26 protein-coding genes are annotated in these 26,731 nt (G+C 72.0%); 14 read left to right on the forward strand and 12 right to left on the reverse strand.

Annotation, left to right across the window (positions count from 1 at the left end):
• Positions 1 to 3: 3 nt before the first annotated feature.
• The 7 genes from ACSP97_RS24320 to mce form a co-directional block, all read right to left on the reverse strand.
• The gene (locus ACSP97_RS24320) at positions 4 to 888 is read right to left on the reverse strand and encodes an ABC transporter permease (RefSeq protein WP_355153696.1); all 885 of its coding nucleotides are present in this window, start codon (positions 886 to 888) and stop codon (positions 4 to 6) included.
• Positions 885 to 2,099 (reverse strand): ABC transporter ATP-binding protein, encoded by a 1,215-nt coding sequence (locus ACSP97_RS24325; RefSeq protein ID WP_355326028.1) that lies wholly within the window; start codon positions 2,097 to 2,099, stop codon positions 885 to 887. The genes ACSP97_RS24320 and ACSP97_RS24325 overlap by 4 nt, the downstream gene beginning before the upstream one ends.
• 129 nt (positions 2,100 to 2,228) lie before the next feature.
• A complete protein-coding gene (locus ACSP97_RS24330; protein WP_440554242.1) occupies positions 2,229 to 3,044 on the reverse strand; it encodes an ABC transporter permease in 816 nt (271 codons plus the stop codon).
• Positions 3,041 to 4,000: an ATP-binding cassette domain-containing protein gene (locus ACSP97_RS24335; protein WP_355525944.1), complete on the reverse strand. Its 960-nt coding sequence runs from the start codon at positions 3,998 to 4,000 to the stop codon at positions 3,041 to 3,043. The genes ACSP97_RS24330 and ACSP97_RS24335 overlap by 4 nt, the downstream gene beginning before the upstream one ends.
• A gap of 90 nt (positions 4,001 to 4,090) precedes the next feature.
• Positions 4,091 to 5,026: a cellulose-binding protein gene (locus ACSP97_RS24340; RefSeq protein ID WP_355153689.1), complete on the reverse strand. Its 936-nt coding sequence runs from the start codon at positions 5,024 to 5,026 to the stop codon at positions 4,091 to 4,093.
• A gap of 183 nt (positions 5,027 to 5,209) precedes the next feature.
• The gene (scy, locus tag ACSP97_RS24345) at positions 5,210 to 9,277 is read right to left on the reverse strand and encodes a polarized growth protein Scy (protein ID WP_355326019.1); all 4,068 of its coding nucleotides are present in this window, start codon (positions 9,275 to 9,277) and stop codon (positions 5,210 to 5,212) included.
• A 206-nt stretch (positions 9,278 to 9,483) separates the two neighbouring features.
• Complete coding sequence (gene mce, locus ACSP97_RS24350) at positions 9,484 to 9,924, reverse strand: methylmalonyl-CoA epimerase (protein WP_355153685.1); 441 nt, start codon at positions 9,922 to 9,924, stop codon at positions 9,484 to 9,486.
• A gap of 149 nt (positions 9,925 to 10,073) precedes the next feature.
• Between mce and ACSP97_RS24355 the strand changes: the two genes are divergently transcribed.
• From ACSP97_RS24355 to ACSP97_RS24365, 3 genes are all read left to right on the forward strand, one after another.
• Entirely contained in the window at positions 10,074 to 11,273 is a 1,200-nt protein-coding gene (locus ACSP97_RS24355; protein ID WP_071828843.1) for an acetyl-CoA C-acetyltransferase, read from the forward strand.
• A 37-nt stretch (positions 11,274 to 11,310) separates the two neighbouring features.
• The gene (meaB, locus tag ACSP97_RS24360; protein ID WP_440554246.1) at positions 11,311 to 12,267 is read left to right on the forward strand and encodes a methylmalonyl Co-A mutase-associated GTPase MeaB; all 957 of its coding nucleotides are present in this window, start codon (positions 11,311 to 11,313) and stop codon (positions 12,265 to 12,267) included.
• A 145-nt stretch (positions 12,268 to 12,412) separates the two neighbouring features.
• Complete coding sequence (locus ACSP97_RS24365; protein WP_440554248.1) at positions 12,413 to 13,651, forward strand: MFS transporter; 1,239 nt, start codon at positions 12,413 to 12,415, stop codon at positions 13,649 to 13,651.
• A gap of 163 nt (positions 13,652 to 13,814) precedes the next feature.
• On the opposite strand, the gene ACSP97_RS24370 is transcribed toward ACSP97_RS24365, so the two are convergent.
• From ACSP97_RS24370 to ACSP97_RS24385, 4 genes are all read right to left on the reverse strand, one after another.
• Complete coding sequence (locus ACSP97_RS24370) at positions 13,815 to 14,291, reverse strand: MarR family winged helix-turn-helix transcriptional regulator (RefSeq protein ID WP_355153679.1); 477 nt, start codon at positions 14,289 to 14,291, stop codon at positions 13,815 to 13,817.
• 92 nt (positions 14,292 to 14,383) lie between these two features.
• The gene (locus ACSP97_RS24375; protein ID WP_355153677.1) at positions 14,384 to 15,196 is read right to left on the reverse strand and encodes an AIM24 family protein; all 813 of its coding nucleotides are present in this window, start codon (positions 15,194 to 15,196) and stop codon (positions 14,384 to 14,386) included.
• Entirely contained in the window at positions 15,193 to 15,843 is a 651-nt protein-coding gene (locus ACSP97_RS24380) for an AIM24 family protein (protein WP_355153675.1), read from the reverse strand. Before ACSP97_RS24380 ends, ACSP97_RS24375 begins: the two co-directional genes overlap by 4 nt.
• Complete coding sequence (locus ACSP97_RS24385; RefSeq protein WP_070027746.1) at positions 15,844 to 16,476, reverse strand: AIM24 family protein; 633 nt, start codon at positions 16,474 to 16,476, stop codon at positions 15,844 to 15,846.
• A gap of 168 nt (positions 16,477 to 16,644) precedes the next feature.
• Between ACSP97_RS24385 and ACSP97_RS24390 the strand changes: the two genes are divergently transcribed.
• From ACSP97_RS24390 to ACSP97_RS24420, 7 genes are all read left to right on the forward strand, one after another.
• On the forward strand, positions 16,645 to 16,989 hold the full coding sequence (locus ACSP97_RS24390) for a DUF3817 domain-containing protein (protein WP_355326013.1): 345 nt from the start codon (positions 16,645 to 16,647) through the stop codon (positions 16,987 to 16,989).
• Positions 16,986 to 17,282, forward strand: a complete 297-nt coding sequence (locus ACSP97_RS24395) for an MTH1187 family thiamine-binding protein (protein WP_355153672.1) — start codon at positions 16,986 to 16,988, stop codon at positions 17,280 to 17,282. Before ACSP97_RS24390 ends, ACSP97_RS24395 begins: the two co-directional genes overlap by 4 nt.
• 87 nt (positions 17,283 to 17,369) lie before the next feature.
• The gene (locus ACSP97_RS24400; RefSeq protein WP_440554252.1) at positions 17,370 to 18,137 is read left to right on the forward strand and encodes a hypothetical protein; all 768 of its coding nucleotides are present in this window, start codon (positions 17,370 to 17,372) and stop codon (positions 18,135 to 18,137) included.
• The gene (locus ACSP97_RS24405; RefSeq protein ID WP_355326007.1) at positions 18,134 to 18,781 is read left to right on the forward strand and encodes a TetR/AcrR family transcriptional regulator; all 648 of its coding nucleotides are present in this window, start codon (positions 18,134 to 18,136) and stop codon (positions 18,779 to 18,781) included. The genes ACSP97_RS24400 and ACSP97_RS24405 overlap by 4 nt, the downstream gene beginning before the upstream one ends.
• Positions 18,782 to 18,868: 87 nt before the next feature.
• Positions 18,869 to 19,378: a MarR family winged helix-turn-helix transcriptional regulator gene (locus ACSP97_RS24410; protein WP_070027751.1), complete on the forward strand. Its 510-nt coding sequence runs from the start codon at positions 18,869 to 18,871 to the stop codon at positions 19,376 to 19,378.
• Positions 19,379 to 19,421: 43 nt separating this feature from the next.
• Entirely contained in the window at positions 19,422 to 19,760 is a 339-nt protein-coding gene (locus ACSP97_RS24415; RefSeq protein WP_355153666.1) for a DUF3817 domain-containing protein, read from the forward strand.
• A gap of 91 nt (positions 19,761 to 19,851) precedes the next feature.
• On the forward strand, positions 19,852 to 21,552 hold the full coding sequence (locus ACSP97_RS24420; RefSeq protein WP_440554255.1) for an acyl-CoA mutase large subunit family protein: 1,701 nt from the start codon (positions 19,852 to 19,854) through the stop codon (positions 21,550 to 21,552).
• 7 nt (positions 21,553 to 21,559) lie between these two features.
• On the opposite strand, the gene ACSP97_RS24425 is transcribed toward ACSP97_RS24420, so the two are convergent.
• On the reverse strand, positions 21,560 to 22,180 hold the full coding sequence (locus tag ACSP97_RS24425; protein ID WP_355525936.1) for a TetR/AcrR family transcriptional regulator: 621 nt from the start codon (positions 22,178 to 22,180) through the stop codon (positions 21,560 to 21,562).
• Positions 22,181 to 22,390: 210 nt separating this feature from the next.
• On the opposite strand from ACSP97_RS24425, the gene ACSP97_RS24430 reads away from it, so the two are divergent.
• The 4 genes from ACSP97_RS24430 to ACSP97_RS24445 all read left to right on the forward strand — a co-directional run bounded on the left by ACSP97_RS24430 (position 22,391) and on the right by ACSP97_RS24445 (position 26,692).
• On the forward strand, positions 22,391 to 23,362 hold the full coding sequence (locus ACSP97_RS24430) for a tetratricopeptide repeat protein (protein ID WP_355153660.1): 972 nt from the start codon (positions 22,391 to 22,393) through the stop codon (positions 23,360 to 23,362).
• A gap of 624 nt (positions 23,363 to 23,986) precedes the next feature.
• Positions 23,987 to 24,619, forward strand: a complete 633-nt coding sequence (locus ACSP97_RS24435; protein WP_355153658.1) for a DUF6230 family protein — start codon at positions 23,987 to 23,989, stop codon at positions 24,617 to 24,619.
• Between the two features lie 116 nt (positions 24,620 to 24,735).
• Positions 24,736 to 25,284 carry a DUF6114 domain-containing protein gene (locus tag ACSP97_RS24440; RefSeq protein ID WP_355153657.1) on the forward strand — a complete coding sequence of 183 codons (549 nt, stop codon included), beginning with the start codon at positions 24,736 to 24,738 and terminating at the stop codon, positions 25,282 to 25,284.
• Positions 25,274 to 26,692, forward strand: coding sequence for a hypothetical protein (locus tag ACSP97_RS24445; RefSeq protein WP_440554259.1), 1,419 nt, complete (start codon positions 25,274 to 25,276; stop codon positions 26,690 to 26,692). Before ACSP97_RS24440 ends, ACSP97_RS24445 begins: the two co-directional genes overlap by 11 nt.
• Positions 26,693 to 26,731: the final 39 nt, after the last annotated feature.

Genomic DNA, 26,731 nt, shown 5'->3' on the forward strand with positions numbered 1-26,731 from the left:
CGCTCAGACGTCCCGGCCGCGCAGCAGGGCGTACGCGCCGGCGCCGGCCACCGCGGTCAGCCCCAGCATGATCCACAGCGGGTCCCAGCCGGTGGGGCCGGAACTGGTGATGGCGTTGTCGTAGAAGACGCTGAGCTGGCTCGGGAACGAGTACTCCAGCAGGAAGTCGCGCACCGGGTGCAGCGACTCCGTGGCCATGAACAGCGCGAGCACCAGCGGGGCGAGCACCAGGCCGATCATGATGGTGATGGCGCCCGCGGAGTGCCGGATCATGGAGCCGACCAGCAGCGCGAGCAGGCCGAGCAGGGCGATGTAGAGGCTCACGCCGAGGGTGGCCTTCGCCCAGTCCCCGCCCGAGGGCGTGCGCGCGCCGCTGCCGGACAGCATGGACGTCTGGACCATGGCCACGAAGGTGGTCGACACGATGGTCACGACGAAGGCGACCACGAAGAACACGATCGCCTTGGCGGCCAGCACCCGGCCCCGGCTCGGGCACGCCGTCATCGTCGTACGGATCATCCCGGTGCCGTACTCCGACGCGGTGGTCAGCACGCCGAGGGTGATGATGCACATGTTGCCGACGAGCAGCCCGAAGAACCCGAAGGAGAGCGGGTTGGTGCCGTGCAGCGAGGACGCGTCGGTGTTGTCGCTCACCAGTGCCCCGGCCAGCAGGCCGATGCCCACGACCAGGACCAGGAAGACGCCGAGCGTCCAGATCGTGGAGCGGACGGACTTGATCTTCGTCCACTCGGAGGCCACCGCGTGCCCCAGGTGCGTGCGCACGACGGGGATCGGCGAGGTGTAGCCGGGGTACGAGCCGCCGGGCGCCGCCTGCCAGTCGGGCGCGGCTGCGGGTGCCTGCGGCATCGGGGGCTGGTGGGTGCTCATCGGGCGTCCTCGGGCTGGGTCTTGTCGGAGGAGGGGGCGGGGGCCGGGGCGGGCGGAGCCGCGGGGGCGGCCGGCGCCGGGGGAGCGGCGGGCGGCGGCGACTGCGGCCCCGGCTGCGCGTACGGGTTGGCCGGGGCGCCCGGAGCGCCGTACGGGCCCGCGGGCATGGCGAAAGGCTGCCCGCCCTGCTGGGGCGGCGGCGGGGCGTACCAGCCGGGCTGGCCCTGGCCGGGGACCGGCAGGGGCGGCTGGACGCCGGGCGGCAGCGGCTGCTGGAGGCCCGCCTTCTGGTCGTTCGTCGAGCGGTAGTCCACCGCGCCCTGGGTCATCCGCATGTACGCCTCCTCCAGCGAGGCCTGGTGCGGCGACAGCTCCCACAGCCGTACGCCCGCCTCGTGCGCGAGGTCGCTGATGCGGGGCAGCGCCAGCCCGGTCACGCGCAGCGCGCCGTCCTGCTCCGGCAGCACATGGCCGCCCGCCTCGGTGAGCGCGGCGGCGAGCTTCTCGCGCAGCTGCGGCTCGGTGTCCGGGGTGCGCACCCGCGCGAAGTCGGCGGAGTTGGCCGAGATGAAGTCCGTCACGCTCATGTCGGCGAGCAGCTGGCCGCGCCCGATCACGATGAGGTGGTCGGCGGTCAGCGCCATCTCGCTCATCAGGTGCGAGGAGACGAAGACCGTACGGCCCTCGGCGGCGAGCGCCTTCATCAGGTTGCGCACCCAGAGGATGCCCTCGGGGTCGAGGCCGTTGACCGGCTCGTCGAACAGCAGTACCTGCGGGTCGCCGAGCAGCGCGGCGGCGATGCCGAGGCGCTGGCCCATGCCGAGGGAGAAGCCCTTGGACCGCTTCCTCGCCACGTCCTGGAGGCCGACGACGCCGAGCACCTCGTCCACCCGGCGGGCCGGGATGCCGGACAGCTGGGCGAGGCTCAGCAGATGGTTGCGGGCGGAGCGGCCGCCGTGCACGGCCTTGGCGTCGAGCAGCGCGCCGACCTGGCGGGGTGCGTTGGGCAGCCTGCGGTAGGGGTGGCCGCCGATGGTCACCGAACCGGACGTGGGGTTGTCCAGCCCGAGGATCATCCGCATGGTGGTGGACTTGCCCGAGCCGTTCGGCCCGAGGAAGCCGGTCACGGAACCCGGCCGCACCTGGAAGGAAAGGTTGTACACAGCGGTCTTGTCGCCGTACCGCTTCGTCAGGCCTACAGCCTCGATCATGCTCGCACCCATCGGACGGTTCAGGACAGCGGGGACCCGCCCCCGTAAGGGTTAGGAGGATATCGGGACGCTGACGGTTCCGCCCAAAGGAAAGTAAAGCCTGGGCGATACGGCGGGTGAACGGGCGGGCTACTGCGCGTCCCGGTGTCTGAGCAGGGCGTACCCGCCCGCGAGCGCGGCGATCACCCACAGCGCCATGATCCCGAGGCCGCCCCAGGGGCCGTACGGCGCCTCGTCGGCGCGCGGCACCACCTGCATGACGCGGCTGCCGGCCTGGTCGGGCAGGAACCGGCCGACCTTCTTGGTGGCGTCCACCCCGGCGAGGATGTTGGAGACCAGGAAGAAGAACGGCATCAGGATGCCGAGCGACAGCAGCGGCGAGCGCAGCATCGCGGCCACGCCCATGGAGAACACCGCGATCAGGGCCATGTACAGCCCGCCGCCCACCACCGCGCGCAGCACCCCGGGATCGCCGAGCCGGGCCCGGTAGGGGCCGAGCATCGCCTGCCCGAGGAAGAAGGCGGCGAAGCTGGTGGCCATGCCGACGACCAGGGCGAGCGCGCCGGCCACCGCGACCTTGCCGAAGAGGAAGGCGGCACGGCGCGGCACGGCGGCCAGCGAGACCCGGATCATGCCGGTGCTGTACTCGCTGCTGACGACCAGCACCCCGAACACGATCATGGCGAGCTGGCCGAGCGTCATACCCGCGAAGCTGACGAAGGTCGGGTCGAACAGCAGCCGCTCACGGATCGGCATCGAGTCGAACTCGTTGCGGGTCAGCGCGGAGATGAGCATCCCGATCGCGATCGTGACCACCGCGGCGATCAGGAGGGTCCAGGCCGTGGAGGAGACCGACCGGATCTTGGTCCACTCGGAGCGCAGCACCTGGGCGGCCCGGGCGGACCGGGAGACGCCGGCCGTCTCCCCGGAGCGAACGGCCGTCATCGCGCACCCCCCTGCCACCCAGCGCCCCAGCCCTCCGGCTCGGGCTCGGCCTCCTGACGCGCGTGGTACTCCACCGACCCCGCCGTCAGCCGCATGAACGCCTCCTCCAGCGAGGCCTGCCGCGGGCTCAGTTCGTGCAGCACGATGCCCCGGCCCGCCGCCAGCTCGCCGATCCGCTCGGCCTCGTCGCCCTCCGCCTCCAGCGCCCCGTCCGGCGCCGCCGAGGCGGCGATCCCCGCCTCGTGCAGGGCGTCCAGCAACCCCTCCCGCTGGGGCGAGCGGACCCGGACGTAGGAGCGCGCGTGCTGCCGGATGAAGTCGGCCATGGACATGTCCGCGAGCAGCCGGCCCTGACCGATCACGATCAGATGATCGGCGGTCAGCGCCATCTCGCTCATCAGATGACTGGAGACGAACACCGTCCGCCCCTGCGCGGCCAGCGACTTCATCAGGTTCCGGATCCAGTGGATGCCCTCCGGGTCCAGCCCGTTCACCGGCTCGTCGAACATCAGGATCCGCGGGTCCCCGAGCAGCGCCGCCGCGATCCCCAGCCGCTGCCCCATGCCGTACGAGAACCCCTTGGCCTTCTGCCGGGCCACCGCCATCAGCCCCACCGTCTCCAGCACCTCGCCCACCCGGCGCTCGGGGATGCCGTTGCTCTGCGCGAGGCACAGCAGATGGTGGTAGGCGCTGCGCCCGCCGTGCACCGCCTTGGCGTCCAGCAGGGCGCCGACGTACGTCAGCGGGTCCGCCAGCTCGGCGTAGCGCACCCCGTCGATGCGCACGTCCCCGGCGGTGGGGTGGTCGAGACCCAGGATCATCCGCATCGTCGTGGACTTCCCGGCCCCGTTCGGCCCCAGGAACCCGGTGACGATGCCCGGCCGCACGGTGCACGTCAGACCGTCGACGGCGACCTTCTCGCCGTACCGCTTGGTCAGCCCGTCCAGCTCGATCATGCGGCCACGCTAAGACGCGACGAAGCCCCCTGCCACTTGGGAGCAGGGGGCTTCGCAGCGCACCAAAGGGTCGCGGGGAACCGCTCGTACCTACCGGGACTGCTGCGCGGGCACCCCACGGGAGACAGGCTCGTCCTCACCCGTCGTACCCGCGGCGGCGACCGCCGCGCCGGTCAGCGTCGCCAGCATCTCGCGGACGTTGGTCAGCTGGGCGTTGATGCTGTCGCGGCGGTTGGTGAGGGCCGCCAGCTCACGCTCGGACTCGGAACGGATGCGGTCCGCCTTGGCGTTGGCGTCGGCCACGATGTCCTCGGCCTGGCGCTGGGCGGTCTCCACCGTCTGGCGGGCACGGCGCTCGGCGTCGGTGCGCAGCTTCTCCGCCTCCAGGCGCAGCTGCTCGGCGCGGTGCTCGATCTCCGCGAGCCGCTTCTCCGCCTTCTGCTGACGGGAGGCCAGGTCGCGCTCGGACTGCTCGCGGCGCTTGGCGAGGTTCGTCTCGAAGTCGGCGGCGGCCTGCGCGGCCTTGGCGCGGGTCTCCTCGAAGAGGGCGTCCGCCTCCTCACGCTTGGACTGGGCGTCCTTCTGCGCGTCGGCACGCAGCTGGGAGGCCTCGCCCTTGGCCTTCTCGACGATCCGGACGCCCTCGTCCTCGGCCTTGGCCTTGCGCTCGGCGGCGTAGGACTCGGCGTCGTTGCGGACCTGCTGGGCGGCCGACTCGGCCAGCTCGCGGTGCTGTTCCGCCGCGCGCCGGGCCTCCTCACGCAGCTCCTTGGCCTCTTCCTCGGCCAGGCGCAGGATCTTCTCGACCCGGGCGCCGAGACCCGCGTACGACGGCTCGGCGTCGCTGACCTGGGCCTGGGCGTTCTGCGTTTCGAGGTGCAGCTCCTCGATCCGCTTCTCCAGGGCGGTGATACGGGCGTTGGCCTGGTCACGTTGGGAGACGAGGTTGGAGATACGTTCGTCCACCTGAGCGCGGTCGTACCCACGCCGCACAAGCTCGAAGCCGTAGGGGGAAGTGTCGCTCATGGGGTTCCTGTCAAATGAGACCGGTGAGGTGATAGGGGGAATCCTAGGCGCCGAAGCGGTGTGTCATCGAGCGGATACGTGTTTGATCTGGAGAATGACACCTCTTTTGAGTGGCTGACCGCCGGAGGGCTTGCCAACGAGCAGGGCAAAGCCCCCAGTCGACACCCGAACACCCCTCGGATGCTAGCCCTCTGACGACTTGCCACCCGAACGGGGGGCTCCGACCGTCGCACCCGCCTTGACCGACCCGTCCTTGCCGGAGCCCGGCGCCTCGAAGGACTCCAGCGCGTCCAGCACGTCCTGCACCCGGGAGATCTCGGCGTTGATGTCCTGCCGCCTGCGCACCAGGACCTCCAGCTCGCGCTTGCCCTCCTCGACCGAGGCCCGCGCCTCCCGGATCGCCTCCGCCTTCAGCTCCTCGGCCTCCTTGACCAGCCGCGCCTTCTTCTGCTCGGCCTCCTTCAGCAGGCCCTCCGCCTTCTTGACGGCCGCGATCCGCACCTTGCCCGCCTCGGAGTCGGCGTCCGAGAGGATCTCCTTCGCCTTCGCCTGGGCCTTCTCCAACTGCTCCTCGGCGGCCTTGATGAGCGCGTCGCAGCGGTCGCCCGTGGACTTCATCGTCTCGGCGGCCTCGCGGCGGGCCCGCGCGTGCAGCTCCTCGATCTCGGCGGTGATCCGCTCGCGCAGCTCCTCCGCCCGCTCCCGGATCGCCGTGGCGTCCCGGCGGGCGCCCACCAGCAGCTCGTCCGCGTCCGTACGGGCCTTCTCCACCAGCGAGTTGCCCTCGATGGTCGCCTCGGAGACGATCCGCTCGGCCTCGCTGCGGGCCGCGCCCACCATGGTGTCGGCCTGCGCCTCCGCCTCCGCGGTGGTCTTCTGCGCCTGCTGCTGCGCCTCGGTGAGCAGCTTGTCGGCCTCGGCCGTGGTCTCGCCGATGAGCTTGTCGACCTGCTCGGCCGCCTCCGAACGCCGCTTGTTGGCGTCCTTGCGGGCCTCGTCCAGGGTCTGCTCGGCCTCCTCGCGGGCCGAGTTGAGGAGCCGTTCGGCCTCCGCCCGCGCCTCGGTCCTGGTCCGCTCGGCCTCGGTGCGCAGCTGCTCGGCGTGCGCCTGCGCGGAACCCACCGTCTCGGCGGCCTCGGCCCGCAGCCGCTCCGCCTCCGTGGTGGCCTCCCCGACCAGCTGGTCCGCGCCGGCCCGCGCCTTCGCGCGCACCCGCTCGGCCTCCGCCGCGGTCTCCGTGCGCAGCCGCTCCGCCTCGGTGAGCGCCTCGGTGCGCACCCGCTCGGCCTCCGCCGCCGTCTCCGTCTGGAGAAGCTCGGCCTCCTTGCGCGCCTCCGTGATGAGGGTGTCCGCCTGGGTCGCCGCGTCCGACCGGATGCGGTTGGCGTCCTCGCGGGCGTCCGCCCGGGTGCGCGCCGCCGCCTGGTCGGCCTCGGCCAGCGCGTCGGACGCCTCGGTACGCACCCGCTGCGCGTACTCGCCCGCGTCCGCGCGCAGCCGCTCCGCCTCCGTCGCGGCCTCCGCGAGGGTGCGCTCGGCCAGCGCCGCGGCGGCCTCGGACTCCTCCTGCGCCTCCCGCCGGATGCGGCCCGCGTCCTCGCCCGCGTCCGTCCGCAGCCGCTCGGCCTCCGCCGTCGCGTCCGCGCGCAGCCGCTCCGCCTCCGCCGTGGCGTCCGTGACGGTGCGCTCGGCCAGCGCCTTGGCGGCCTCCGTCTCCTCGTGCGCCTCCCGGCGCAGCCGGCCCGCGTCCTCGGACGCCCGCTCCCGCTCGGCGTGGGCGTCGGCACGGAGCCGCTCGGCCTCCTCCTCGGCCTCCCGCTTCGTGCGCTCCGCCGCGTGCTCGGCGGCCGAGCGCAGCCCGGCGATCTCCTCCTGCGCCTGCTCGTGCAGCCCGGCGACGGAGTCCCGCACCTGCTGCGCGTGCTGCTCGGCGGCGGACACCATCTCGCCGGCCCGCCGGTCGGCCTCCTCGACCAGCCGCACCGCCTCGGCCTGCGCGTCCTCCACCCGCTTGCGCGCCGACGCCAGCAGCTCCTCGCTCTGCTCGCGGGCCCGCCGACGCTCCTCGTCGGCCTCCGCGCGGGCCGCGCCGAGCAGTTCCTCGGCCTCGCGGCGGCGCCGGGCGGCCTCCTCCTGCGCGGCCGCCAGCGTCTCGGACGCCTCGGCGGCCAGCCGCTCGGCGGCGGCCTGCGCCTCCGCACGCACCCGGTCGGCGCTCTCCTGCGCCTCCGTCTTCAGCCGCTCGGCCTCGGCCGCCGCCTCCGAACGCAGCCGTACGGCGACGGCCTCGCCCTCGGCGCGGGAGGCGGACGCGTCCGCCGCCGCCTCGTCGCGCAGCCGTTCGGCCTCGGTCTCGGCCTGCTCCTGGAGCGCCCGGATCCGCTCGGCGGCCTCGGCACGCAGCCGCTCGATCTCCTCGGCGGCCTCCTTGCGGATCCGCGCGGCCTCCTCGCGGGCCTCGGTGAGCGCCTGCTCGGCCGACGCCAGCCGCTCCTGGGCCTCGCCCTGGAGCCGGGTCAGCTCCTCGGCCGCCTCCGCGCGCCGGGCCTCGACCGCCTTGTCGGTCTCCTCGCGCAGCTCGCGGGCGGCCTTCTCGGCGTCCGCCCGGACCGTGTCGGCCGCCTCGCCGGCCTCCGTGCGCAGCCGCTCGGCCTCGCCGCGGGCGCGCTCCAGGGTCTCCTCGGCCTGCCGGCGCAGCGAGGTGGCGCGCTCGATGGCCTCGGTGCGCACCTTCTCGCTGTCGGCGGTCGCCTTCTGCCGCAGCTCGTCGGCGTCCGCCTTGGCCTTGGCCAGCAGCTCCTCGGCGGACTTGGCCGCCTCCTCGATCTGCGTCACCGCCTCGCGGCGGGCCTCGGCGCGGATCGACTCGCCCTCGGCCACCGCGTCGGACCGCAGCTGCTCGGCCTCGCCGCGCAGCCGGCGCGCCTCCTCCTGGAGCTCGACCGTCTTGGCGCGGTACTCCTCGGTGTCGTCCTTCGCCGCGCCCTTGAGCTGCTCGGCGATGTCGTGCGCCTCCGCGCGCAGCCGGTCCGCCTCTTCCTCGGCCTCCTTGCGGATCCGCTCGGCCTTCTCGGTGGCGGCCCGAGTGGTCTTCCGGGCCTCCTCCGACGCCTTGTTGAGGACCTCCTCGGCGGTCCTGGCCGCCTTGGACAGCTGGGTGGCGGTCTCCTCCGCGGTGACCGTGCGGGCCTTCTCGACGGCCTCCGCGACGATCTTCTCGGCCTCGGCGCGGGCGTCCGCGACCAGCTGCTCGGCCTCCGAGCGGGTGGCCTCCGCCTCCTTGGTGGCCTCCTGGACCAGACGGGCGACCTGCTCCTTGGCGGTGCGGGTGCGCGTCTCGTTGGCGCTCTCCGCGCTCGCCAGGGTCTTGGCGGCGGTCTCCTCGGCCTGCGCGACCAGCTTCTCGGCCTCGGCCTGCGCCTTGCGCAGCGCCTCCTCCGCGTCCGCCATCCGCTGCTCGGCGGCCCGGCTCAGCTCGGCGGCCTGCCGGCGGGCGGCGTCCGACTCGGTGGCCGTGGTGGTGCGCAGCCGCTCGGCGTGGTCGGTGGCCTCCTGCGCCTGCGTGGAGGCCGCGTTCAGCAGCCGCTCCGCGTCCGCGCGGGCCCGGCGCAGGATCTGCTCGGCCTCCGCGCGGGCCTCCTCGGCCTCGCCGCGCAGCCGGTCCCGGGCCTCCCGGGTCAGCCGCTCCGCCTCGGCGCGGGCGGCGGCCATCGCCTGCTCGGCCTCCGCGCGCGACTCGTCGAGCAGCCGCCGGGCCTGCTGCTCGGTACGGGCCCGCAGCTGCTCCGCCCACGCCACGTTCTCGTTGACGTGCGACTCGACGGTGGCCCTGCGCTCGGCCAGCTCCTGGTCGAGCTGCTGGCGCCGGGTCACCGCCTCCTGGTGCAGCTCCGCCTGGAGCCGCGCCGCCTGTTCGGCGTGCTCCTGGAGGATCCGCTGCGTCTGCGCCCGGGCCTGGCTCAGCTCCCGCTCGGCGTCCTGACGCAGCTGCTCGGCCTGCATCTGGGCGTTGCGGAGCAACTGCTCGGCCTGGTAGCCGATGTCGCCGCCGTCATAGGCGGGACGGGTCATCAGGGTGCGGCGCGCCTCGTGCAGCTTGGCGCGCAGCACCTCGACCTGGTAGCCGAGGTCCTCGGCGTGCTGGATCGCCTTCTCCCGCTCGGTCCTCAGCCGCTTCATCTCGGCCTCGAACCGAGAGAGGTGGTCGACGTCAGCCGCCGGCTCTCGCTCCTGGCTCTCGTAGCCCCGCACTGCGCGGTCCCATCCGTCCCCTGGTCAGCTTCTCCAACGAGCCACGTCCAACCGCCGAACGGGGCCCCCGGGGAAATGGTGTCAGATCAACGGCGGAGCACGGCCTGCTGCCCCGACGCACGTCCCCCGAAACCCGGACCCCGGCATGCGGCCGCCCCGGTTCCGGGACGACCGCCCCCAACCCTACCGGCCCTTATGTACGGGGGTCAGTGCTCGGCGGACTCAACAGGCGCCGAAGTCACCAGTTCTGTGAGGACTCCGTGGCAGTCCTTGGGGTGCAGGAAGGTGATCCGCGAGCCCATGGAACCGCGTCGCGGCTCGTCGTAGAGCACCCGGACGCCCTTGCCCCGGATCTCCTCCGAGTCGGTGTCGACGTCCGCCGTGCCGAAGGCGATGTGATGCACGCCCTCGCCGTTCTTCGCCAGCCACTTGCCGACCGCCGAGTCCTCCCGGGTCGGTTCCAGCAGCTGGAGGTAGGAGGCGCCGCCGTCCGACGTCTCGTTGATCTTGAGCATGGCCTCGCGCACGCCCTGCTCCTCGTTGACCTCGGTGTGGAACACCTCGAAGCCGTACGTGGCACGGTAGAACTCGACGGTGGCGTCGAGGTCGTGGCAGGCGATCCCGATGTGGTCGATTCGCGTCAGCATGGTTTCAGTGCAGCGCCACCGCGATGGTTACGCAACGTGCGCGCGATCACACCGACAGGACGATGACGGCACTGAGTGCCGCTCAGTACATTCGAAGTAAACCCTCGTTCACTCCTCGGCTCTGCGCAGCTGGAAGGGGATCGCACCTCATGTCTTCTGGAACGAACCGCTCGGTGATCGTCGCGGGCGCCCGTACGCCCATGGGACGACTGCTGGGCTCCCTGAAGTCCTTCTCCGGAGCCGAGCTGGGCGGCTTCGCGATCAAGGCCGCCCTCGACCGCGCCGGCATCGGCGGCGACCAGGTGCAGTACGTGATCATGGGCCAGGTGCTCCAGGCCGGCGCGGGCCAGATCCCGGCCCGCCAGGCCGCCGTCAAGGCTGGCATCCCGATGAGCGTCCCGGCCCTGACCGTCAACAAGGTGTGCCTCTCCGGCCTCGACGCCATCGCCCTGGCCGACCAGCTGATCCGCGCCGGCGAGTTCGACATCGTGGTGGCCGGCGGCCAGGAGTCCATGACCAACGCCCCGCACCTGCTGCCGAAGTCCCGCGAGGGCTTCAAGTACGGCGCCGTCGAGATGCTCGACGCCATGGCGTACGACGGGCTGACCGACGCCTTCGAGGGCATCGCCATGGGCGAGTCCACCGAGAAGCACAACACCCGCCTCGGCATCGGCCGCGCCGAGCAGGACGAGATCGCCGCGCTGTCCCACCAGCGGGCCGCCGCCGCGCAGAAGAACGGCCTGTTCGAGGCCGAGATCACCCCGGTGGAGATCCCGCAGCGCAAGGGCGACCCCATCCTGTTCAGCAAGGACGAGGGCATCCGCGCCGAGACCACCACCGAGTCCCTGGCCAAGCTGCGCCCGGCCTTCGCCAAGGACGGCACCATCACCGCCGGCTCCTCCTCGCAGATCTCCGACGGCGCCGCCGCGGTGGTCGTGATGAGCAAGGCCAAGGCCGAGGAACTGGGCCTGGAGTGGCTCGCCGAGATCGGCGCGCACGGCAATGTGGCCGGCCCGGACAACTCCCTCCAGTCCCAGCCGTCCAACGCCATCCTGCACGCCCTGAAGAAGGACGGCCTGGAGGTCTCCGACCTCGACCTCATCGAGATCAACGAGGCCTTCGCCGCCGTCGCCGTGCAGTCAATGAAGGACCTCGGCGTGTCCACGGAAAAGGTGAACGTCAACGGCGGCGCGATCGCGCTCGGCCACCCGATCGGCATGTCCGGCGCCCGGCTCGTGCTCCACTTGGCGCTGGAGCTCAAGCGCCGGGGCGGCGGCACCGGCGCGGCCGCGCTGTGCGGTGGCGGCGGCCAGGGCGACGCGCTGATCGTGCGGGTACCGAAGGCCTGAGGCCCCTCGTCGGGCCGGTGAAGCGAACGGAGCTGTGATGCAGGACGTCTCCTGCCTGGTGGCCCAGGCCAGGGAAGGCCGGCCGCGGGCCGTGGCCCGGCTGATCTCCCTGGTGGAGGGGGCGTCCCCCCAGCTCAGAGAGGTCATGGCGGCACTGGCCCCGCTGACCGGCAACGCCTATGTGGTGGGCCTGACCGGCTCGCCGGGCGTCGGCAAGTCGACCTCCACCTCCGCGCTCGTCACGGCCTACCGCAAGCAGGGCAGGCGGGTCGGCGTCCTGGCCGTCGACCCGTCCTCGCCCTTCTCCGGCGGCGCCCTGCTCGGCGACCGCGTACGGATGTCGGAGCACGCCTCCGACCCCGGCGTCTACATCCGCTCCATGGCCACCCGGGGTCACCTCGGCGGCCTCGCCTGGGCCGCGCCGCAGGCCATCCGCGTACTGGACGCGGCGGGCTGCGAGGTGATCCTGGTCGAGACGGTGGGCGTCGGCCAGTCCGAGGTGGAGATCGCCGCCCAGGCGGACACCTCCGTGGTGCTCCTGGCCCCGGGCATGGGCGACGGCATCCAGGCCGCCAAGGCGGGCATCCTGGAGATCGGCGACGTCTACGTCGTCAACAAGGCGGACCGGGACGGCGCCGACGCCACCGCCCGCGAGCTGGGCCACATGCTCGGCCTCGGCGAGGCCCGCCGGCCCGGCGACTGGCGCCCGCCGATCGTGAAGACGGTCGCCCCCCGCGCCGAGGGCGTGGACGAGGTGGTCGAGGCGCTGGAGAAGCACCGCGCGTGGATGGAGGAGCGCGGGGTGCTCGCCGAGCGCCGGCGTGCCCGCGCGGCCCACGAGGTGGAGACCATCGCGGTCACGGCCCTGCGCCGGCGCATCGGCGACCTGCACGGCGACCGCCGCCTCGGCGCGCTCGCCGAGCGGATCACGGCGGGCGAACTCGACCCCTACCGCGCGGCGGACGAACTGATCGCGGGCCTGACGGACGGCTGACGCTGACAACTCCCGGGCCGGCCCGGTAGGTTGACCCCCATGTTCCTCCTCTTGGCATAGGGCGCGCCCCGCGCGAGGCCGGTGACACCACGGCACTCGCGCACTTCGGCGTCCCCTTCCCCGCCTGAGTCAGAGGAACTCCAGCGTGTCCACGCATGCTCCCGTGCGGCCCTCGTACGCCGCCGTCCTGCGCCTCCCGCACGTCCGCCGCACCTTCACCGCGGCCCTGGCCGCCCGGCTGTCCTACGGCACCGTGGGGCTCGCGGTGATGCTGTCCGTCACCCGGGCCACCGGCTCCTACGCCGTCTCCGGCGCGGTGATGTCCCTGTTCGGCGCCACCACCGTCTTCCTGACCCCGCTGCGCGCCGCCCTCAGTGACCGCCACGGCGCCCGCCGGGCGGTGCTGCCGATGGCGGTGCTGTACGGCGCCCTGCTGGCCCTCCTGGCCGTCCTGACGTGGCGTCCCGGGGCGCCGGTGGCGCTGATCGCCACGGTCGCCGCGCTGGCCGGCGCGTGCGCGCCGCCGCTGGGGCCGGTCATGCGGGCCGTATGGGCCGAACTCGCCCCCGACCAGCGGATGTTGCAGCGCGCCTACAGCCTGGACGGGGTCGCCGAGGAACTGCTGTTCGTCTCCGGACCCGTCCTGGTCGGCGTGCTGACCGGGTTCGCCCCGCCGGCCTCGGGGGTGCTGTTCAGCGCGCTGCTCGTGGTGGGCGGCGCGAGCGTCTTCTTGAGTTCCCCGGTGATTCCCGGGCCCCGTCCCGCCCCGCCGCGCGGCCGGCGGAGCGCCGTCGGGGGACTGGCGGCGCCGTTCGCGGTGGCGCTGGGCGCGGGGCTGGCCGTCAGCGCGGTGGAGCTGCTGACCATGGCCTTCGCCACGGAGCGCGAGTACGACACCGGGCTCGTGCCCTGGGTCCTGGGCGCGGTCTCGGCAGGCAGCGCGGTGGGCGGTCTGGTGAATGGCGCGGTGACGTGGCGGGCGGCGGCCCGCACCCGGCTGGTGCTCTTCGCGGTGGCGCTGGGCTGCGTCATCGCGGTGGCGGGTCTGGCCCCGAACCTGTGGCTGCTCACCGCCGCGCTGGCCCTCGCCGGCGCGTTCATCGCCCCGACCCTGACGACCGCGTATCTGGCGGCGGACGAAGTGGCCGCGCCGGAGTCCCGCACCCAGGCCGGGGCCTGGGTCAACATGGGGGTGAACGGCGGCAGTTCGGCCGGGGCGCTGGTGGCGGGGCTGCTGATCGGCCGGCTGCCGCTGGGAGTCTGCTTCCTGGTGACGGGCGCGACGGCCCTCGCCTCCGCCGCCCTGGCCGCCGGTGGCCGGACCACCGGAACGGCGCGGGCGCCCCGGCACCTCGCCGGGGCCGGGGAACGCCCGCCTCGCTGAGCTAGGGTCTTTCGTTTGGATCAGGCCGGATCAGGGAGCGGGGCCCGGTGCGTGCAGATGCAAGGCGGAGGAGGGAGTCGACGCGGAGCGTCGGCGACTGACGACAACGCGGCAGATGCGCGTGCCGGGCCCCGCGAGCCCGGCTTGATCCAAACGAGAGGCCCTAGGGACGCCCCCGCTGTCCCCGCAGGTGCTCGGCGATCGGCTTCAGGGCCTTGTCCAGTTCCACCAGTGCCTCCGGCGACAGCAGATCGATGAAGTGCCGCCGCACCGACGAGACGTGGTGCGGCGCCACCTTCTTCATCGTCTCCAGGCCGTGCTCGGTGAGTACGGCGTACAGTCCCCGCCGGTCGGACTCGCAGTTCTCGCGGCGCACGAGGTCCGCGTTCTCCATCCGCGTGATCTGGTGCGAGAGCCGGCTCTTGGACTGCATCGTCGCGGAGGCGAGGTCGCTCATCCGCATCCGTACGTCCTCCGACTCGGACAGGTTCACGAGGATCTCGTAATCGTTCATCGTCAGGCCGAACGGCTGCAGATCCTTCTCCAGCTGGTACGTCAACAGCCTGTTGACCTCCAGGTGGGTGCGCCAGGCGCACTGCTCCGCATCGGTCAGCCAGCGCGTGGCCGTCTCGGTCTCCATGAATGAAGTCTACCTAAGAAGTTGAATGACGAACTACTTCGGGTGGTGTGACAGTGCGCACGCGTTCGACGTCACACTCCGCAGACTACCGCTCACAGCCCGAAGCGACGTTGGAGGTCCCCGAGCTGTCCGGGAAGGCGCGGTGCACCGCCCGATTGCGGACCGTGTCCACCCGGTGCCGGTGCGCCACCGCCCGGAACCCCCGGCTCGGCCGGCACGACCCCGGTCTCCACCTCGGTCATCAGCGCCTCCGACGACTGCAGCAGCACCGTCCCCGCGCCCGCGAACTCGAACTGGTGCTCCTCGCCGGAGACCCCGCCCAGGCCCGTCATCGCACGTAGACCGCCCAGTACTCCGGTCAGGTACCCGTGGTCGTAGTGATGACACGGGGAGGGACAGTCGGCCCAGCCCACCAGTGCCTGGGGATCCACCCGCAGGGGTGGTTCCATGAACACCACCGGGCCGTTGGACGCCGCCACGAACGTGCCGGTTCCGAGGAGTGTGAGGAATCCCGGCACGATCGACTGCTTGAGCGCGAGACTTGGCTGAAAAGCGAGCAGATTGCCCGCGCGAATGGTCAGGTTCCCGTCGTCCAGGTCGTACGAGTTGACGTCGAAGGCCCGGTCGGCGAGCAGCATCTTGCCCGAGCCCTGCGCCACGACCCAGTCGCTCGCGTGCAGTGGCGAATGGAACGAGGTGCGGACGAGGTGGTCGAGTCGTCCGTGTCCGACGCCGTTGAACTCGATCGCCCCGTAATAGGCGATCATCTTCCCTTTCTGGAGGAACCACTGCCCGTCCTTGAGTTCGACGCAGAACGTGTAGCTGTTCACGTTGTCGTCCGCGGGCAGGGTCATCGGGTCGTACACCACCGGGCCCCCGGGAGCGGGGGTGCCGTACGCGCTCATAGCTTCTCCTCCGAGGCCTGGACGTACACCGTGCCGTTGCCGCTGAGTTCCAGCTGGAAGGCCTCGCCGGAGCCGCGGCCCACCATCTCGCGCCAGCCCAGCGCGGTGGACAGCCTGTTGCGGACCTCGCCGTGGTGGGCGACGTAGGCCTGCGGGTCCACGTGGACCGGGCGCTGCGGGGTGATCGGCAGCTCGAAGACGCCTCCGTGCGCCATCACGGCCACCGAGCCCTGCCCCTGGAGGGTGGTGGTGAACAGTCCCTGGCCGGTGACCTGGCCCCGGACCAGGCCCATGACGCCGCCCTGCGAGCCCATGAACATCGTGCCCTGGCGCAGCGTGCCCTCGAAGGCGAGCAGGCGGTCGGCCTCCACGTACAGGGTGTCGCCGGCGAGGTGGATGACATGGACGTGATGACCGCCGTGCCCGAAGAAGACCGTGCCGCTGCCCTCGACGCTCATCAGCGGGGTCGCCTCGCCCGTCACCCGGCGCCCGAGCATCGACATCACCCCGCCCTGGCCGCCCTGGATGCTGGGCGTGAACGACACGTCCCCCTTGTAGGCGAGCATCGCCCCGCGCTGGCTGAACAGCCGCTGCCCGGGCAGCACGGTCGCCTCGACCATCTTGGAGTTGATTTCCCGGAAGGCCATCTACAGATCCCCCGCGATCGTGTTCCGCTCGCTCGGCTGCACGTACACCAGGCCGTCCCCCTCGAAGCGGATCTGGAAGGCCTCGCCGCCGCCCTCCCCGAGGAAGGTGCGGAACGTCACACCGGACTGGAAGGACTGCCGGACGTTGCCCTGGTGGGCGACGTAGGCGCCCGGATCGACCGTCAGCGGGTACTGGGGGGTGACCCTGAGCACCACCGCCGGCCCGTCGGACATGATCGCCGCCTGCCCGTGCCCCTCCACCGTCGTGGTGAACAGACCGTTGCCCTGGGAGGCGCCGCGCAGCCCGGTGAACGTGGTGCCCGTGCGCAGCGCCGCGTCCGTCACCAGCAGATTGCTCGACTCGACGTACAGCTTCTCGCCCCGCAGGCTCACCAGGTTGATCTCGGTCGCCCGGTCGGCGAACCAGCAGGTCCCGTGCCCTTTCACCTCCATCACCGCCATCTGCTCGCCGGTGAGGCGCCGCGTCACCATGCCGCGCAGCCCCTCGCCGCCGCCCGTGAGCTTCTTGAACGACATCTGCCCGTCGTACGCGACCATCGAGCCGTTCTTCGCCTTCACGGCGTCCCCGGTCATGTCGACGGCGAGCACCCTGGTGCCCTGCAATCGGAACATCGCCACGCTGGGAACGTATCCGCACGGCGGGTGGGCCGAACAGCACCCACAGGTGGACTCGCACCCTGAGCGGACCCCTAAGGGCACCGTTTGTCACAATGGCGGGACGCTTGTGCGTACGTTCACAAATCGGCAGCCACTCCTCGCAACTCCCACCGAAGGTGACCCGTGGACATCAAGACCGCCACCGCCCTCCGCCGCCTCCGCCTCGTCTCCGCCCCCGAAGCCGTGTCCTTCATCGTCCTGCTCGTCTGCTCGGTGCTGAAGCGGACCACGGACTTCAACGCGGTGCCCGTGATGGGCGCGATCCACGGTGTCCTTTTCATCCTGTACGTTCTGTTCTGGGCCGACGCCTGGAACAAGGCCAAGTGGAGCCTCGGCACCGCGGCCCTCTACTTCGTCCTCTCCGTGCTGCCCACCGGCGGCTTCTTCGCGGAGCGCAAGCTGCGCCGCGAGGCCGAGGACGCCGTGATCGCGGCCCGCGCCCGCAAGGAAGGAATCGTGAACGCATGATCGTCGCCTTCTCCGTGACGCCCCTCGGCGTCGGCGAGGACGTGGGGGAGTACGTCGCCGACGCCGTCCGCGTGGTCCGCGAGTCGGGCCTGCCGAACCGCACCGACGCCATGTTCACCTCGATCGAGGGCGACAGCTGGGAAGAGGTCATGGACGTCGTGCGGCGCGCCGTCGCCGCCGTCGAGGCGCGTGCCCCGCGCGTCTCGCTCGTCCTCAAGGCCGACATCCGGCCCGGCGTCACCGACGGTCTGACCTCCAAGGTGGAGACCGTGGAGCGACACCTCGCCGGCTAATCTTTTGAGCGACCGCTCAAAGGGAGTATCTTCCTGCCGAAGATCCTTTGAGCGTTCGCCCAACGGCGGCCTGACGTGGGGGAGCACATGGGTCTCTACACGGAGACGCACATACGCGCCGACCTGGACCAGCTGTGGGCGCACACCCAGGACCCCGCCCGGCACCGGCGCTGGGACCTGCTCCTCACCGAGCTGCACCACCTCCCGCACGTCCAGGGCGAGCCGCGCCCGTTCCGCTTCACCGCGCGCCTGCCGCCCTTCCTCGCCCTCGGCGGCACCGGCGTCTCGGCCGGCGAGAAGGAACGGCCCGACGGCACCCGCACCTCCGCGCTCTGCTTCTCCTCCACCCACCCCCTCGGCCTGATCGCCGAAGGCGCCGGCTACTGGCGCTACGTCCCCGACGCGCAGGGCGTCCGCTTCCTCGCCGGCTACGACTACCGCCCGCGCGGCGGAGCCCTCGGCGCCGCCACCGACCGCCTGCTGGTCCGCCCGCTGCTCGGCTGGGCCACCGCCTGGTCCTTCGACCGGCTCCGGCTCTGGCTGGAACGCGGCATCACCCCCGAGCGCGCCCTGCGCAACTGGCTCGCCGAACTGGCGGTGCGCGCCCTGCTGCTCGCCGGCTGCCTGACCGGACTCGGCGCCCTCGAACCGCTGCTCGGCCTGTTCGGCCCGTTCTCCGCCGCCATGGCCTACCTGTGCCCGGTGCTGCTGCTCGCCGCCGTCTGCGCCGCCCTGTTCAAGTCCCCGGGGGAGGCCATCCCGGCCGCCCGCCGCTGTCTGCGCGCCCCCGCCACCCAGACCCGGGCGCCGCGCCTGCTGCGCGCCCTCCAGAACCGCACGGAGGCCCCCGTATGAGCCCCGAGACGGCCAAGGCCCGGGAGACCAAGACCAGGCTGCTTGAGGGCGCCCTGCGCACGCTCACCGAGCAGGGCATCGCCAAGACCTCGGCCCGTACGGTGGCCGCCGCGGCCGGCGTCAACCAGGCGCTGGTCTTCTACCACTTCGGCACCGTGGACGAGCTGCTCGCCGCCGCCTGCCGGTACGGCGCGGAGCGGGCCGTCGCCCGCTACCGGGAGCGGCTCGCCGCCGTCACCTCCCTGGCCGAGCTGCTCGCCGTGGGCCGCGAGATCCACGAACGCGAGCGGGACGGCGGCCATGTCGCCCTCCTCGGCCAGCTCCTCGCGGGCGCCCCGACCCACCCGGCGCTCGGACCCGCGACGGCGGCGGGGCTGCGGCTGTGGATCGCCGAGATCGAACAGGTGCTCACCCGGTTGCTCGCCGCGACGCCGTTCGCCGAGTTCGTCGACCCGGCCGGGCTCGCGCGCGCGGTGGCCGCGTCCTTCGTGGGCATCGAGCTGTACGAGGGGGCCGACGAGGCGGGGGCGCGGGCGGCGCTGGACGCGCTGGACCAGCTCGCGGCGCTGGTGGCCGCGGTGGAGGAGCTGGGGCCGGTGGCGCAGCGGGCGGTGCGGCACCGGCTGCGCAAGGCGGGACGGTGAGGGGCGGGGCACGCGTGGTGATCGCCCGGCATCCGAAAGGCGAGACGGAGCTGACCGGCATATGACCGGCCGGTAGGGTCTGATGACGTGCCCAAGCCACTCAGCCTCCCGTTCGACCCCATCGCCCGCGCCGACGAGCTGTGGCAGCAGCGCTGGGGAAACGTGCCCTCCATGGCCGCGATCACCTCGATCATGCGGGCCCAGCAGATCCTGCTCGCCGAGGTGGACGCGGTGGTCAAGCCGTACGGGCTGACGTTCGCCCGCTACGAGGCGCTGGTGCTGCTCACCTTCTCCAAGGCCGGCGAACTGCCGATGTCCAAGATCGGCGAGCGGCTGATGGTGCATCCCACCTCCGTGACGAACACCGTGGACCGGCTGGTGAAGTCCGGCCTGGTGGCGAAGCGGCCCAACCCCAACGACGGGCGCGGCACCCTCGCCGTGATCACCGACAAGGGCCGCGAGGTGGTCGACGCGGCCACCCGCGACCTGATGGCCATGGACTTCGGCCTGGGGGTGTACGACGCGGAGGAGTGCCGGGAGATCTTCGCGATGTTCCGCCCGCTGCGGGTCGCGGCGCTCGACTTCGACGAGGGGTGACCCCGGGCAAGATCTCCCGGAACGGGTGGTTACGCTCGACCCCATGAAGAAGAGCGTGCTGACCCGCTATCGCGTCCTGGCCTACACCACGGGTGTCCTGCTGGTGCTGCTGTGCCTGAGCATGATCGCGAAGTACGGGCTGGACATCAGCGGCGCGGCCGACGTGACCCGCGTCGTCGCCATCGCCCACGGCTGGCTGTACGTCGTCTACCTGGTCTTCGCCTTCGACCTGGGTTCCAAGGCGAAGTGGCCGGTCGGCAAGCAGCTGTGGGTGCTGCTCGCGGGCACGATCCCCACCGCCGCGTTCTTCGTGGAGCGGAAGATCAGCCGGGAACTGGACGGCAGGATCGCCGGCCGTACCCCGGCCGTCGCCGAGGCGTAAGCCCCCTCGCCGGGGCCCCCACCGCCGTACGGGCACCCGTACGGCGGTCTGCCGTCGACAGATACTAGGACGTCCAAGTAAATTCGACGGTATGGACGCTCACGCCATCGAGGAGGGCCGCCGGCGCTGGCAGGCCCGCTACGACGCCGCGCGCAAGCGTGACGCGGACTTCTCCACGCTCTCCGGGGACCCGGTGGAGCCGGTGTACGGGCCCCGGCCCGGTGACACGTACGAGGGATTCGAGCGGATCGGCTGGCCGGGGGAGTACCCCTTCACCCGCGGCCTGTATCCGACCGGCTACCGCGGCCGCGCCTGGACCATCCGGCAGTTCGCCGGGTTCGGCACCGCCGAGCAGACCAACGAGCGGTACCGGATGATCCTCGCCGCGGGCGGCGGCGGGCTCTCCGTGGCGTTCGACATGCCGACGCTGATGGGCCGCGACTCCGACGACCCCCGCTCGCTCGGCGAGGTCGGCCACTGCGGGGTCGCGATCGACTCGGCCGCCGACATGGAGGTCCTGTTCCGGGACATCCCGCTCGGCGACGTCACCACGTCGATGACGATCAGCGGGCCCGCCGTGCCCGTCTTCTGCATGTACCTGGTCGCCGCCGAGCGGCAGGGCGTCGACCCCTCGGTGCTCGACGGCACGCTCCAGACCGACATCTTCAAGGAGTACATCGCCCAGAAGGAGTGGCTCTTCGGGCCCGAGCCGCATCTGCGGCTGATCGGCGACCTCATGGAGTACTGCGCCGCCCGCATCCCCGCCTACAAGCCGCTGTCCGTCTCCGGCTACCACATCCGCGAGGCCGGGGCGACGGCCGCGCAGGAGCTGGCGTACACGCTGGCGGACGGCTTCGGGTACGTCGAGCTGGGGCTCAGCCGCGGGCTGGACGTCGACGTCTTCGCGCCCGGCCTGTCCTTCTTCTTCGACGCCCATGTCGACTTCTTCGAGGAGATCGCCAAGTTCCGCGCGGCCCGCCGGATCTGGGCCCGCTGGATGCGGGACGTGTACGGCGCGCGCGGCGAGAAGGCGCAGTGGCTGCGGTTCCACACGCAGACGGCCGGTGTCTCGCTCACCGCGCAGCAGCCGTACAACAACGTGGTGCGCACCGCGGTGGAGGCGCTGGCCGCGGTGCTCGGCGGGACCAACTCGCTGCACACCAACGCCCTGGACGAGACGCTGGCGCTGCCCAGCGAGCAGGCCGCGGAGATCGCGCTGCGCACCCAGCAGGTGCTGATGGAGGAGACCGGCGTCGCCAACGTCGCGGACCCGCTCGGGGGTTCGTGGTACGTCGAGCAGCTGACGGACCGGATCGAGGCGGCGGCGGAGAAGATCTTCGAGCAGATCAGGGAGCGGGGGCTGCGGGCGCATCCGGACGGACGGCATCCGATCGGGCCGATGACCTCCGGCATCCTGCGCGGGATCGAGGACGGCTGGTTCACCGGGGAGATCGCCGAGTCGGCCTTCCGCCATCAACAGGCCGTGGAGAAGGGGGAGAAGAGGGTCGTGGGCGTCAATGCCCACACCGGGTCCGTCACCGGCGACCTGGAGATCCTGCGGGTGGGCCACGAGGTGGAGCGGGACCAGGTGAGGGCCCTCGGCGAGCGCCGTGCGCAACGGGACGGCACCGCCGTACGCACCGCCCTCGGTGAACTGCTCGCCGCCGCCCGGGACGGCTCGGGCATGATCGAGCCCATGCTGGCCGCGGTGCGCGCCGAGGCGACCCTCGGCGAGATCTGCGGGGTGCTGCGCGAGGAGTGGGGGGCGTACACGGAGCCCGCGGGGTTCTGACCGGGCTTCAGGACGGGGCGGCCAGTCCCAGCAGCAGCACCCGGACGAAACTGCGCACCCACGCCTCGTCGGCGGGCTTGCCGCTCACCAGGGTGCGGTGCACCACCGCGCCCGCCACCACGTCGAAGGTGAGGTCGACGGTGCGGGCCGCCTCCTCCTCGTCCTCGGGTTCCGGGGGCAGTTCGCCGCGTTCGGTGGCCCGGGCCCGGCCCTCCAGGACCAGCCGTTTCTGGCGTTCCACGATGGAGGCGCGGATGCGTTCGCGCAGCAGGTCGTCGCGGGTGGACTCGGCGACGACCGCCATCAGGCCGCTCCGGCACTCGGGGCGGTCCAGGAGCGCCGCGAACTGGAGGACGACGCCCTCGATGTCGGCGGCCAGGCTGCCCCGGTCGGGCAGGCGCAGCTCGTCGAAGAGTTCCGCGACGGCGTCGACGACCAGTTCGTTCTTGCCGGCCCAGCGGCGGTAGAGAGTGGTCTTCGCCACCCCGGCGCGCGTCGCCACGTCCTGCAGGGTGAGCTTGGACCAGCCCAGTTCCACCAGCGCCTCCCTGGTCGCGGCCAGGATCGCGGCGTCCGCGGCGGCGCTGCGCGGGCGCCCGGGACGGCTGGCGGGGGTGCGGCTGTGCATCCCACGACCATAACCGGCGGGTTCTGCGGGGCCGTGAGGGAGATCACCGGGAGGAGCTGTCGTTCGCCCGCCCATTGCCATTACGCTACGGGTCGTAGCGGAAAGCTCGCGAGGGACGTACGCGGGCGGAACGGCACGGCGCGGGTGGGGACCCGGCGCCGGACATCGACGCTTTTTTCTTCAGACGCGGTATCGGGGGAGGATAGACGCATGCAGCCACGGAACATGTCCATGAGCGGCGTGGTCGACCTCGCCGCGGTGAAGGCGGCCCAGGAGGCCAAGGCCAAGGCCGAGCAGGCGCGCGCCGAAGCCGCCCGGCAGGGCGGCACGGGTGCCGTCTCCCCGGCCGACCTCGTCATCGACGTCGACGAAGCCGGCTTTGAACGCGAGATCCTCCAGCGCTCCGCAGAGGTGCCGGTCGTCATCGACTTCTGGGCCGAGTGGTGTCAGCCCTGCAAGCAGCTGAGCCCGGTCCTGGAGCGGTTGGCCGTCGAGTACAACGGGCGCTTCCTGCTCGCCAAGATCGACGTCGACGCCAACCAGATGCTGATGCAGCAGTTCGGGGTGCAGGGCATCCCGGCGGTGTTCGCCGTCGTGGCGGGCCAGGCCCTGCCGCTGTTCCAGGGGGCGGCGAGCGAGGAGCAGATCCGCGGGACCCTCGACCAGCTGGTGCAGGTCGCCGAGCAGCGCTTCGGGCTGACCGGTCTGACCGTCGACCCGGAAGCGGAGCCGGGCGGCGCGGCCGGTGCCGAGGCGCCGGAGGGGCCGTACGACGCGGCCCTGAACGCCGCCGCGCTGGCCCTGGACGCCGGCGACCTGGACGGCGCGGTGCGCGCGTACCAGAACGTACTGGCCGACGACCCGGGCCACCCCGAGGCCAAGCTCGGCCTCGCGCAGGCGGAGTTGCTCCGCCGGGTGCAGCACATGGACCCGCAGAAGGTCCGCCGCGAGGCGGCCGAGAACCCGAAGGACGCCGAGGCGCAGATCGCCGCCGCGGACCTGGATCTGGTGGGCGGTCATGTCGAGGACGCCTTCGGGCGGTTGATCGAGACGGTGACACGCACGGTGGGTGACGACCGGGACGCGGTACGGCGCCGGCTGCTCGAACTGTTCGAGGTCGTGGGCCCCGAGGACCCGCGGGTGGTCGGCGCCCGCCGGGCGCTGGCGCGGGCGCTTTTCTGACCAGTCGGTAAACGCCACGGCCTGTGACGCCGGGGTGAAAGGTTTGCCGACAAGGCGTTGAGGCCGCTCCGCTTTACCAAATCTTGGTAATCGGGGCGGCTGTTACTCCGAGTAAATCAAGGCCGTTGATCTGTCTGGTTTCGTACAGGGATCAACGGCTTTGTTCTGCCCTGTGGTGCGACCGAGTGTCGCGCTCCGAGATCACGCGGACGTTTCTCGGTTATCCGGCCGTTACTAGCCAGTAACGAACCCCCTTGTGCGGGCGGCCAATTTGCACCACGATCGGCGACGCTCGGTCCATTCCCGTACCCCGGCATCCGGTCGGGGCGAGGGAGACTCTGGGTCCCCACCGAGCAGAGCCGGCGGCAGTGGCGCCGGGTCTTGGGCAGGGGGGTCTTCGCCGGCCGGCGAAGCCTGTCCAGCAAGGTTGTGCGTGATGCGTGTCAGGCGCGACCAGTGGTTGTCGCTCGGGGGTGATCGCCGGTGATTCGGGCGCGGTACGCGCCGCCGAGCGCGGGCGCTCTCCTTCCCGAGGACGTAGCACTTCTCCCATCCCTGCCCGGCTGAGCCGCCGCCCGTGGGCGAAGACCGGGCCAGGAGATGTACGTCCGAGAAGGAGGAAATATGGAGTCCCAGGTGCGTGGCGGGACCAGATGGAAGCGGTTCGCTGTGGTCATGGTGCCCAGCGTGGCCGCCACGGCGTGCATAGGTGTCGCCCTCGCGCAGGGTGCGCTCGCCGCCTCGTTCAGCGTGTCCGGTCAGTCCTTCAAGGTGACCGCGGACAAGCTGGTCGGTCAGGGCTTCGAGCAGTACGGCGCGCTCGACAACGGCTACACCCTCAGCGGTGATCAGACCACCCACCCGGTGGCGGTCTCGGCCTTCAACTCGGCCGAGATCACCAACATGTGCCAGTCGGTCGTCACGCCCAACATCCCGGTGCTGGGCTCGGTGAGCCTCGTGCTGAAGGCGGGCGCAGACAAGCCGGTCGAGGCCAGCCAGCTGTACATCGACGTCGACGACCTCAGCGCCGACGCCACCTTCAAGAACATCGACATCGGTGTTGCCGCCAAGGACGCCGGCAAGGGTCCCGGCATGAAGGGCGGCAAGGAGCAGGCCAACCCGTTCGGCTTCGCGCAGCAGGCCGACTCGGCCACGCTGACCGGCGTGAAGCAGACGGCGTGGGCGACCACGGCCGGCACCTTCAAGCTCAGCGGTCTGCACATGTCCGTCTCGGCGGGCACGCACGAGTGCTACTAGGCACTCGATGACGGGCGGGGGAGCCGACGGCGCCCCCGCCCGCGCCACTTGGACCGCGTTTTCACACGCGGCACACATCACCACCACAGCAACGCTGCACCAGGGAGCTGTTTTCCATGAGCGCCGAGACCCCTGCCGCCGACCCCGGCCAGTTCACCCGCCGGAGGCAGCAGTTCCGCGCCTGGCGGGGCACGCGTCCGTTCTGGGCCGGTGTGCTCGTCATCTTCGGCGGCTTTCTCATCCTGTACTTCCCGTACGCACACCTCCAGCTGGGCCATCTGTCGATGACGATGGGCACCCCCGGCGGCTCCAGTTCCCTGATCATCGGTGTGCTGCTCATCGTTCTCGGCATCACCCTCTGGGTCCAGCAGCACATCCGGGTCTTCGCGGGCATCGCGGCGATCCTGCTGGCGCTGGTGTCCATTCCGCTGTCCAACATCGGCGGCTTCATCGTCGGCTTCCTGTCCGCGCTGATCGGCGGAGCGATGGCCGTGGCCTGGGCGCCCGGCGCGCCGCCGCAGCCGCAGCCGCCGGCCGGGGCGGCCCCCGCCGCGGACGGGACCCCCGACACCGCACCGCTGCCGGGACAGCGCATGGGCGAGCCGACCGACCTGTCAGGAACGAGCCCGGCCAACGGGGCGAACGGGAGGCACAGTGCCGGCTGACGAGGTGACGCGCGGGAGCGACACGGAGGAGCCCCGCGCCAGAACCGGACCCCGCCACGCGGCCCCCAGAAAGCCGCTGTTCACCAGATTCCACATGCCGGCCGGCAAGGCGATAGCCACCGTGGCGATGCCGACGGCCGTGCTGATGGGCATGGGCTTCACCTCCACGCTCGCCATCGCGGCGGGCGGCGGCAGCGGCCCGTCCCCGTCGACCACGGCCAAGAGCCTGACGGCCGACGAGTACAAGGACTGCGTGAAGGCGCTGGACGACGCCAAGGACCCCTCGGCCTCGCCCTCGCCGTCCGCCTCGGACCGGTCCGAGGCGCCGACGCCCTCGCCCTCCGCGAGCACCGACGCAGGCAAGGACCCCGCCAAGGACTCCGGCAAGGACTCCGCCAAGGACACGTCCGGTTCGTCGTCCTCCGGTTCCGGCTCCGCCGGCTCGGACTCGGCCGATTCAGGTTCGGCCGATTCGGGCTCGGCCAATTCGGGCTCGGCTGGGAAGACCGCGCCGAAGCCGGCCGGGACCTCCGGGTCCGCCGGCTCGGACTCCGGCGCGACGACGCCCACGTCGTCGGCGAGCCAGAGCGGCGGCGGGCTGCTGGGCACCATCGGCGACACGCTCGGGAACATCCTCACCGGCGGCGCGAAGGACACCCCCACGGCGTCCGCCAGCCCCACGCCCACGGCGACCCCGTCGGCCTCGGCGTCGGGCTCGAAGCTCACCGACACCGTCAAGGACACCACGTCCAAGACCGTCAAGACGGTCGGGGACACGGTGAAGAACACCACCGACACGGCCACCGAGGCGGCCGGCGACGCGGGCAAGGCGGTCGACGGCGCGGGCAAGGCGGTCAAGGACGCGGCCGGGTCGGCCACTTCGAGCCCGTCCGCCGGCGCCGACCCGTCGGCGAGCGCGACCCCCTCGGCCGAGGACTGCCCGGCGGCCACCACCGACGAGGGCGGCGTCGACAACCAGGTGCCGGTGGCGGACGACCCCTGGTACCTCAGCGCCAGCTCGCTGCTGCTGAAGGGCGCCGACTACCAGGGCATCGTCGAGGTCAGGGCGGCGAACGGCACCACCAAGAAGGCGCTGAAGTACGTGGTCTCCGACGGCACCGACATCGGCGACCTGCACCAGACGGTGCAGGACAAGCTCTCCGGCAAGACGTACCACGTCCAGGCCGCCAAGGGCTCGACGTCGACGATCCGCGACGGCAAGACCGTGATGTACACCGAGAAGATCTCGGGCAACCTGTTCGGGCTGATCCCCATGACGTTCAGCCCCGACAGCCCGCCCCCGCTGAACCTCCCGCTGATCTACTTCACCAATGTGAAGGTGACCCAGGCGGCCCAGTTCGGCGGCACCCTGCACGTGCCCGGGATGCACGTGTACACGACCGGCTGACCGGTCCCCAAGACCCGTCCGGGAGCCGCAACACAGCAG

Source organism: Streptomyces sp. SCPE 10, assembly GCF_051980735.1.
GTDB lineage: Bacteria > Actinomycetota > Actinomycetes > Streptomycetales > Streptomycetaceae > Streptomyces > Streptomyces misionensis.

Excerpts from the sequence above, each read along its gene's own strand:
- ACSP97_RS24320 (WP_355153696.1), bottom strand. The coding sequence starts at position 888 with ATGAGCACCCACCAGCCCCCGATGCCGCAGGCACCCGCAGCCGCGCCC.
- ACSP97_RS24325 (WP_355326028.1), bottom strand. The coding sequence starts at position 2,099 with ATGATCGAGGCTGTAGGCCTGACGAAGCGGTACGGCGACAAGACCGCT.
- ACSP97_RS24330 (WP_440554242.1), bottom strand. The coding sequence starts at position 3,044 with ATGACGGCCGTTCGCTCCGGGGAGACGGCCGGCGTCTCCCGGTCCGCC.
- ACSP97_RS24335 (WP_355525944.1), bottom strand. The coding sequence starts at position 4,000 with ATGATCGAGCTGGACGGGCTGACCAAGCGGTACGGCGAGAAGGTCGCC.
- ACSP97_RS24340 (WP_355153689.1), bottom strand. The coding sequence starts at position 5,026 with ATGAGCGACACTTCCCCCTACGGCTTCGAGCTTGTGCGGCGTGGGTAC.
- mce (WP_355153685.1), bottom strand. The coding sequence starts at position 9,924 with ATGCTGACGCGAATCGACCACATCGGGATCGCCTGCCACGACCTCGAC.
- ACSP97_RS24355 (WP_071828843.1), top strand. The coding sequence starts at position 10,074 with ATGTCTTCTGGAACGAACCGCTCGGTGATCGTCGCGGGCGCCCGTACG.
- meaB (WP_440554246.1), top strand. The coding sequence starts at position 11,311 with ATGCAGGACGTCTCCTGCCTGGTGGCCCAGGCCAGGGAAGGCCGGCCG.
- ACSP97_RS24370 (WP_355153679.1), bottom strand. The coding sequence starts at position 14,291 with ATGGAGACCGAGACGGCCACGCGCTGGCTGACCGATGCGGAGCAGTGC.
- ACSP97_RS24375 (WP_355153677.1), bottom strand. The coding sequence starts at position 15,196 with ATGAGCGCGTACGGCACCCCCGCTCCCGGGGGCCCGGTGGTGTACGAC.
- ACSP97_RS24380 (WP_355153675.1), bottom strand. The coding sequence starts at position 15,843 with ATGGCCTTCCGGGAAATCAACTCCAAGATGGTCGAGGCGACCGTGCTG.
- ACSP97_RS24385 (WP_070027746.1), bottom strand. The coding sequence starts at position 16,476 with ATGTTCCGATTGCAGGGCACCAGGGTGCTCGCCGTCGACATGACCGGG.
- ACSP97_RS24395 (WP_355153672.1), top strand. The coding sequence starts at position 16,986 with ATGATCGTCGCCTTCTCCGTGACGCCCCTCGGCGTCGGCGAGGACGTG.
- ACSP97_RS24400 (WP_440554252.1), top strand. The coding sequence starts at position 17,370 with ATGGGTCTCTACACGGAGACGCACATACGCGCCGACCTGGACCAGCTG.
- ACSP97_RS24405 (WP_355326007.1), top strand. The coding sequence starts at position 18,134 with ATGAGCCCCGAGACGGCCAAGGCCCGGGAGACCAAGACCAGGCTGCTT.
- ACSP97_RS24415 (WP_355153666.1), top strand. The coding sequence starts at position 19,422 with ATGAAGAAGAGCGTGCTGACCCGCTATCGCGTCCTGGCCTACACCACG.
- ACSP97_RS24420 (WP_440554255.1), top strand. The coding sequence starts at position 19,852 with ATGGACGCTCACGCCATCGAGGAGGGCCGCCGGCGCTGGCAGGCCCGC.
- ACSP97_RS24425 (WP_355525936.1), bottom strand. The coding sequence starts at position 22,180 with ATGCACAGCCGCACCCCCGCCAGCCGTCCCGGGCGCCCGCGCAGCGCC.
- ACSP97_RS24430 (WP_355153660.1), top strand. The coding sequence starts at position 22,391 with ATGCAGCCACGGAACATGTCCATGAGCGGCGTGGTCGACCTCGCCGCG.
- ACSP97_RS24435 (WP_355153658.1), top strand. The coding sequence starts at position 23,987 with ATGGAGTCCCAGGTGCGTGGCGGGACCAGATGGAAGCGGTTCGCTGTG.
- ACSP97_RS24440 (WP_355153657.1), top strand. The coding sequence starts at position 24,736 with ATGAGCGCCGAGACCCCTGCCGCCGACCCCGGCCAGTTCACCCGCCGG.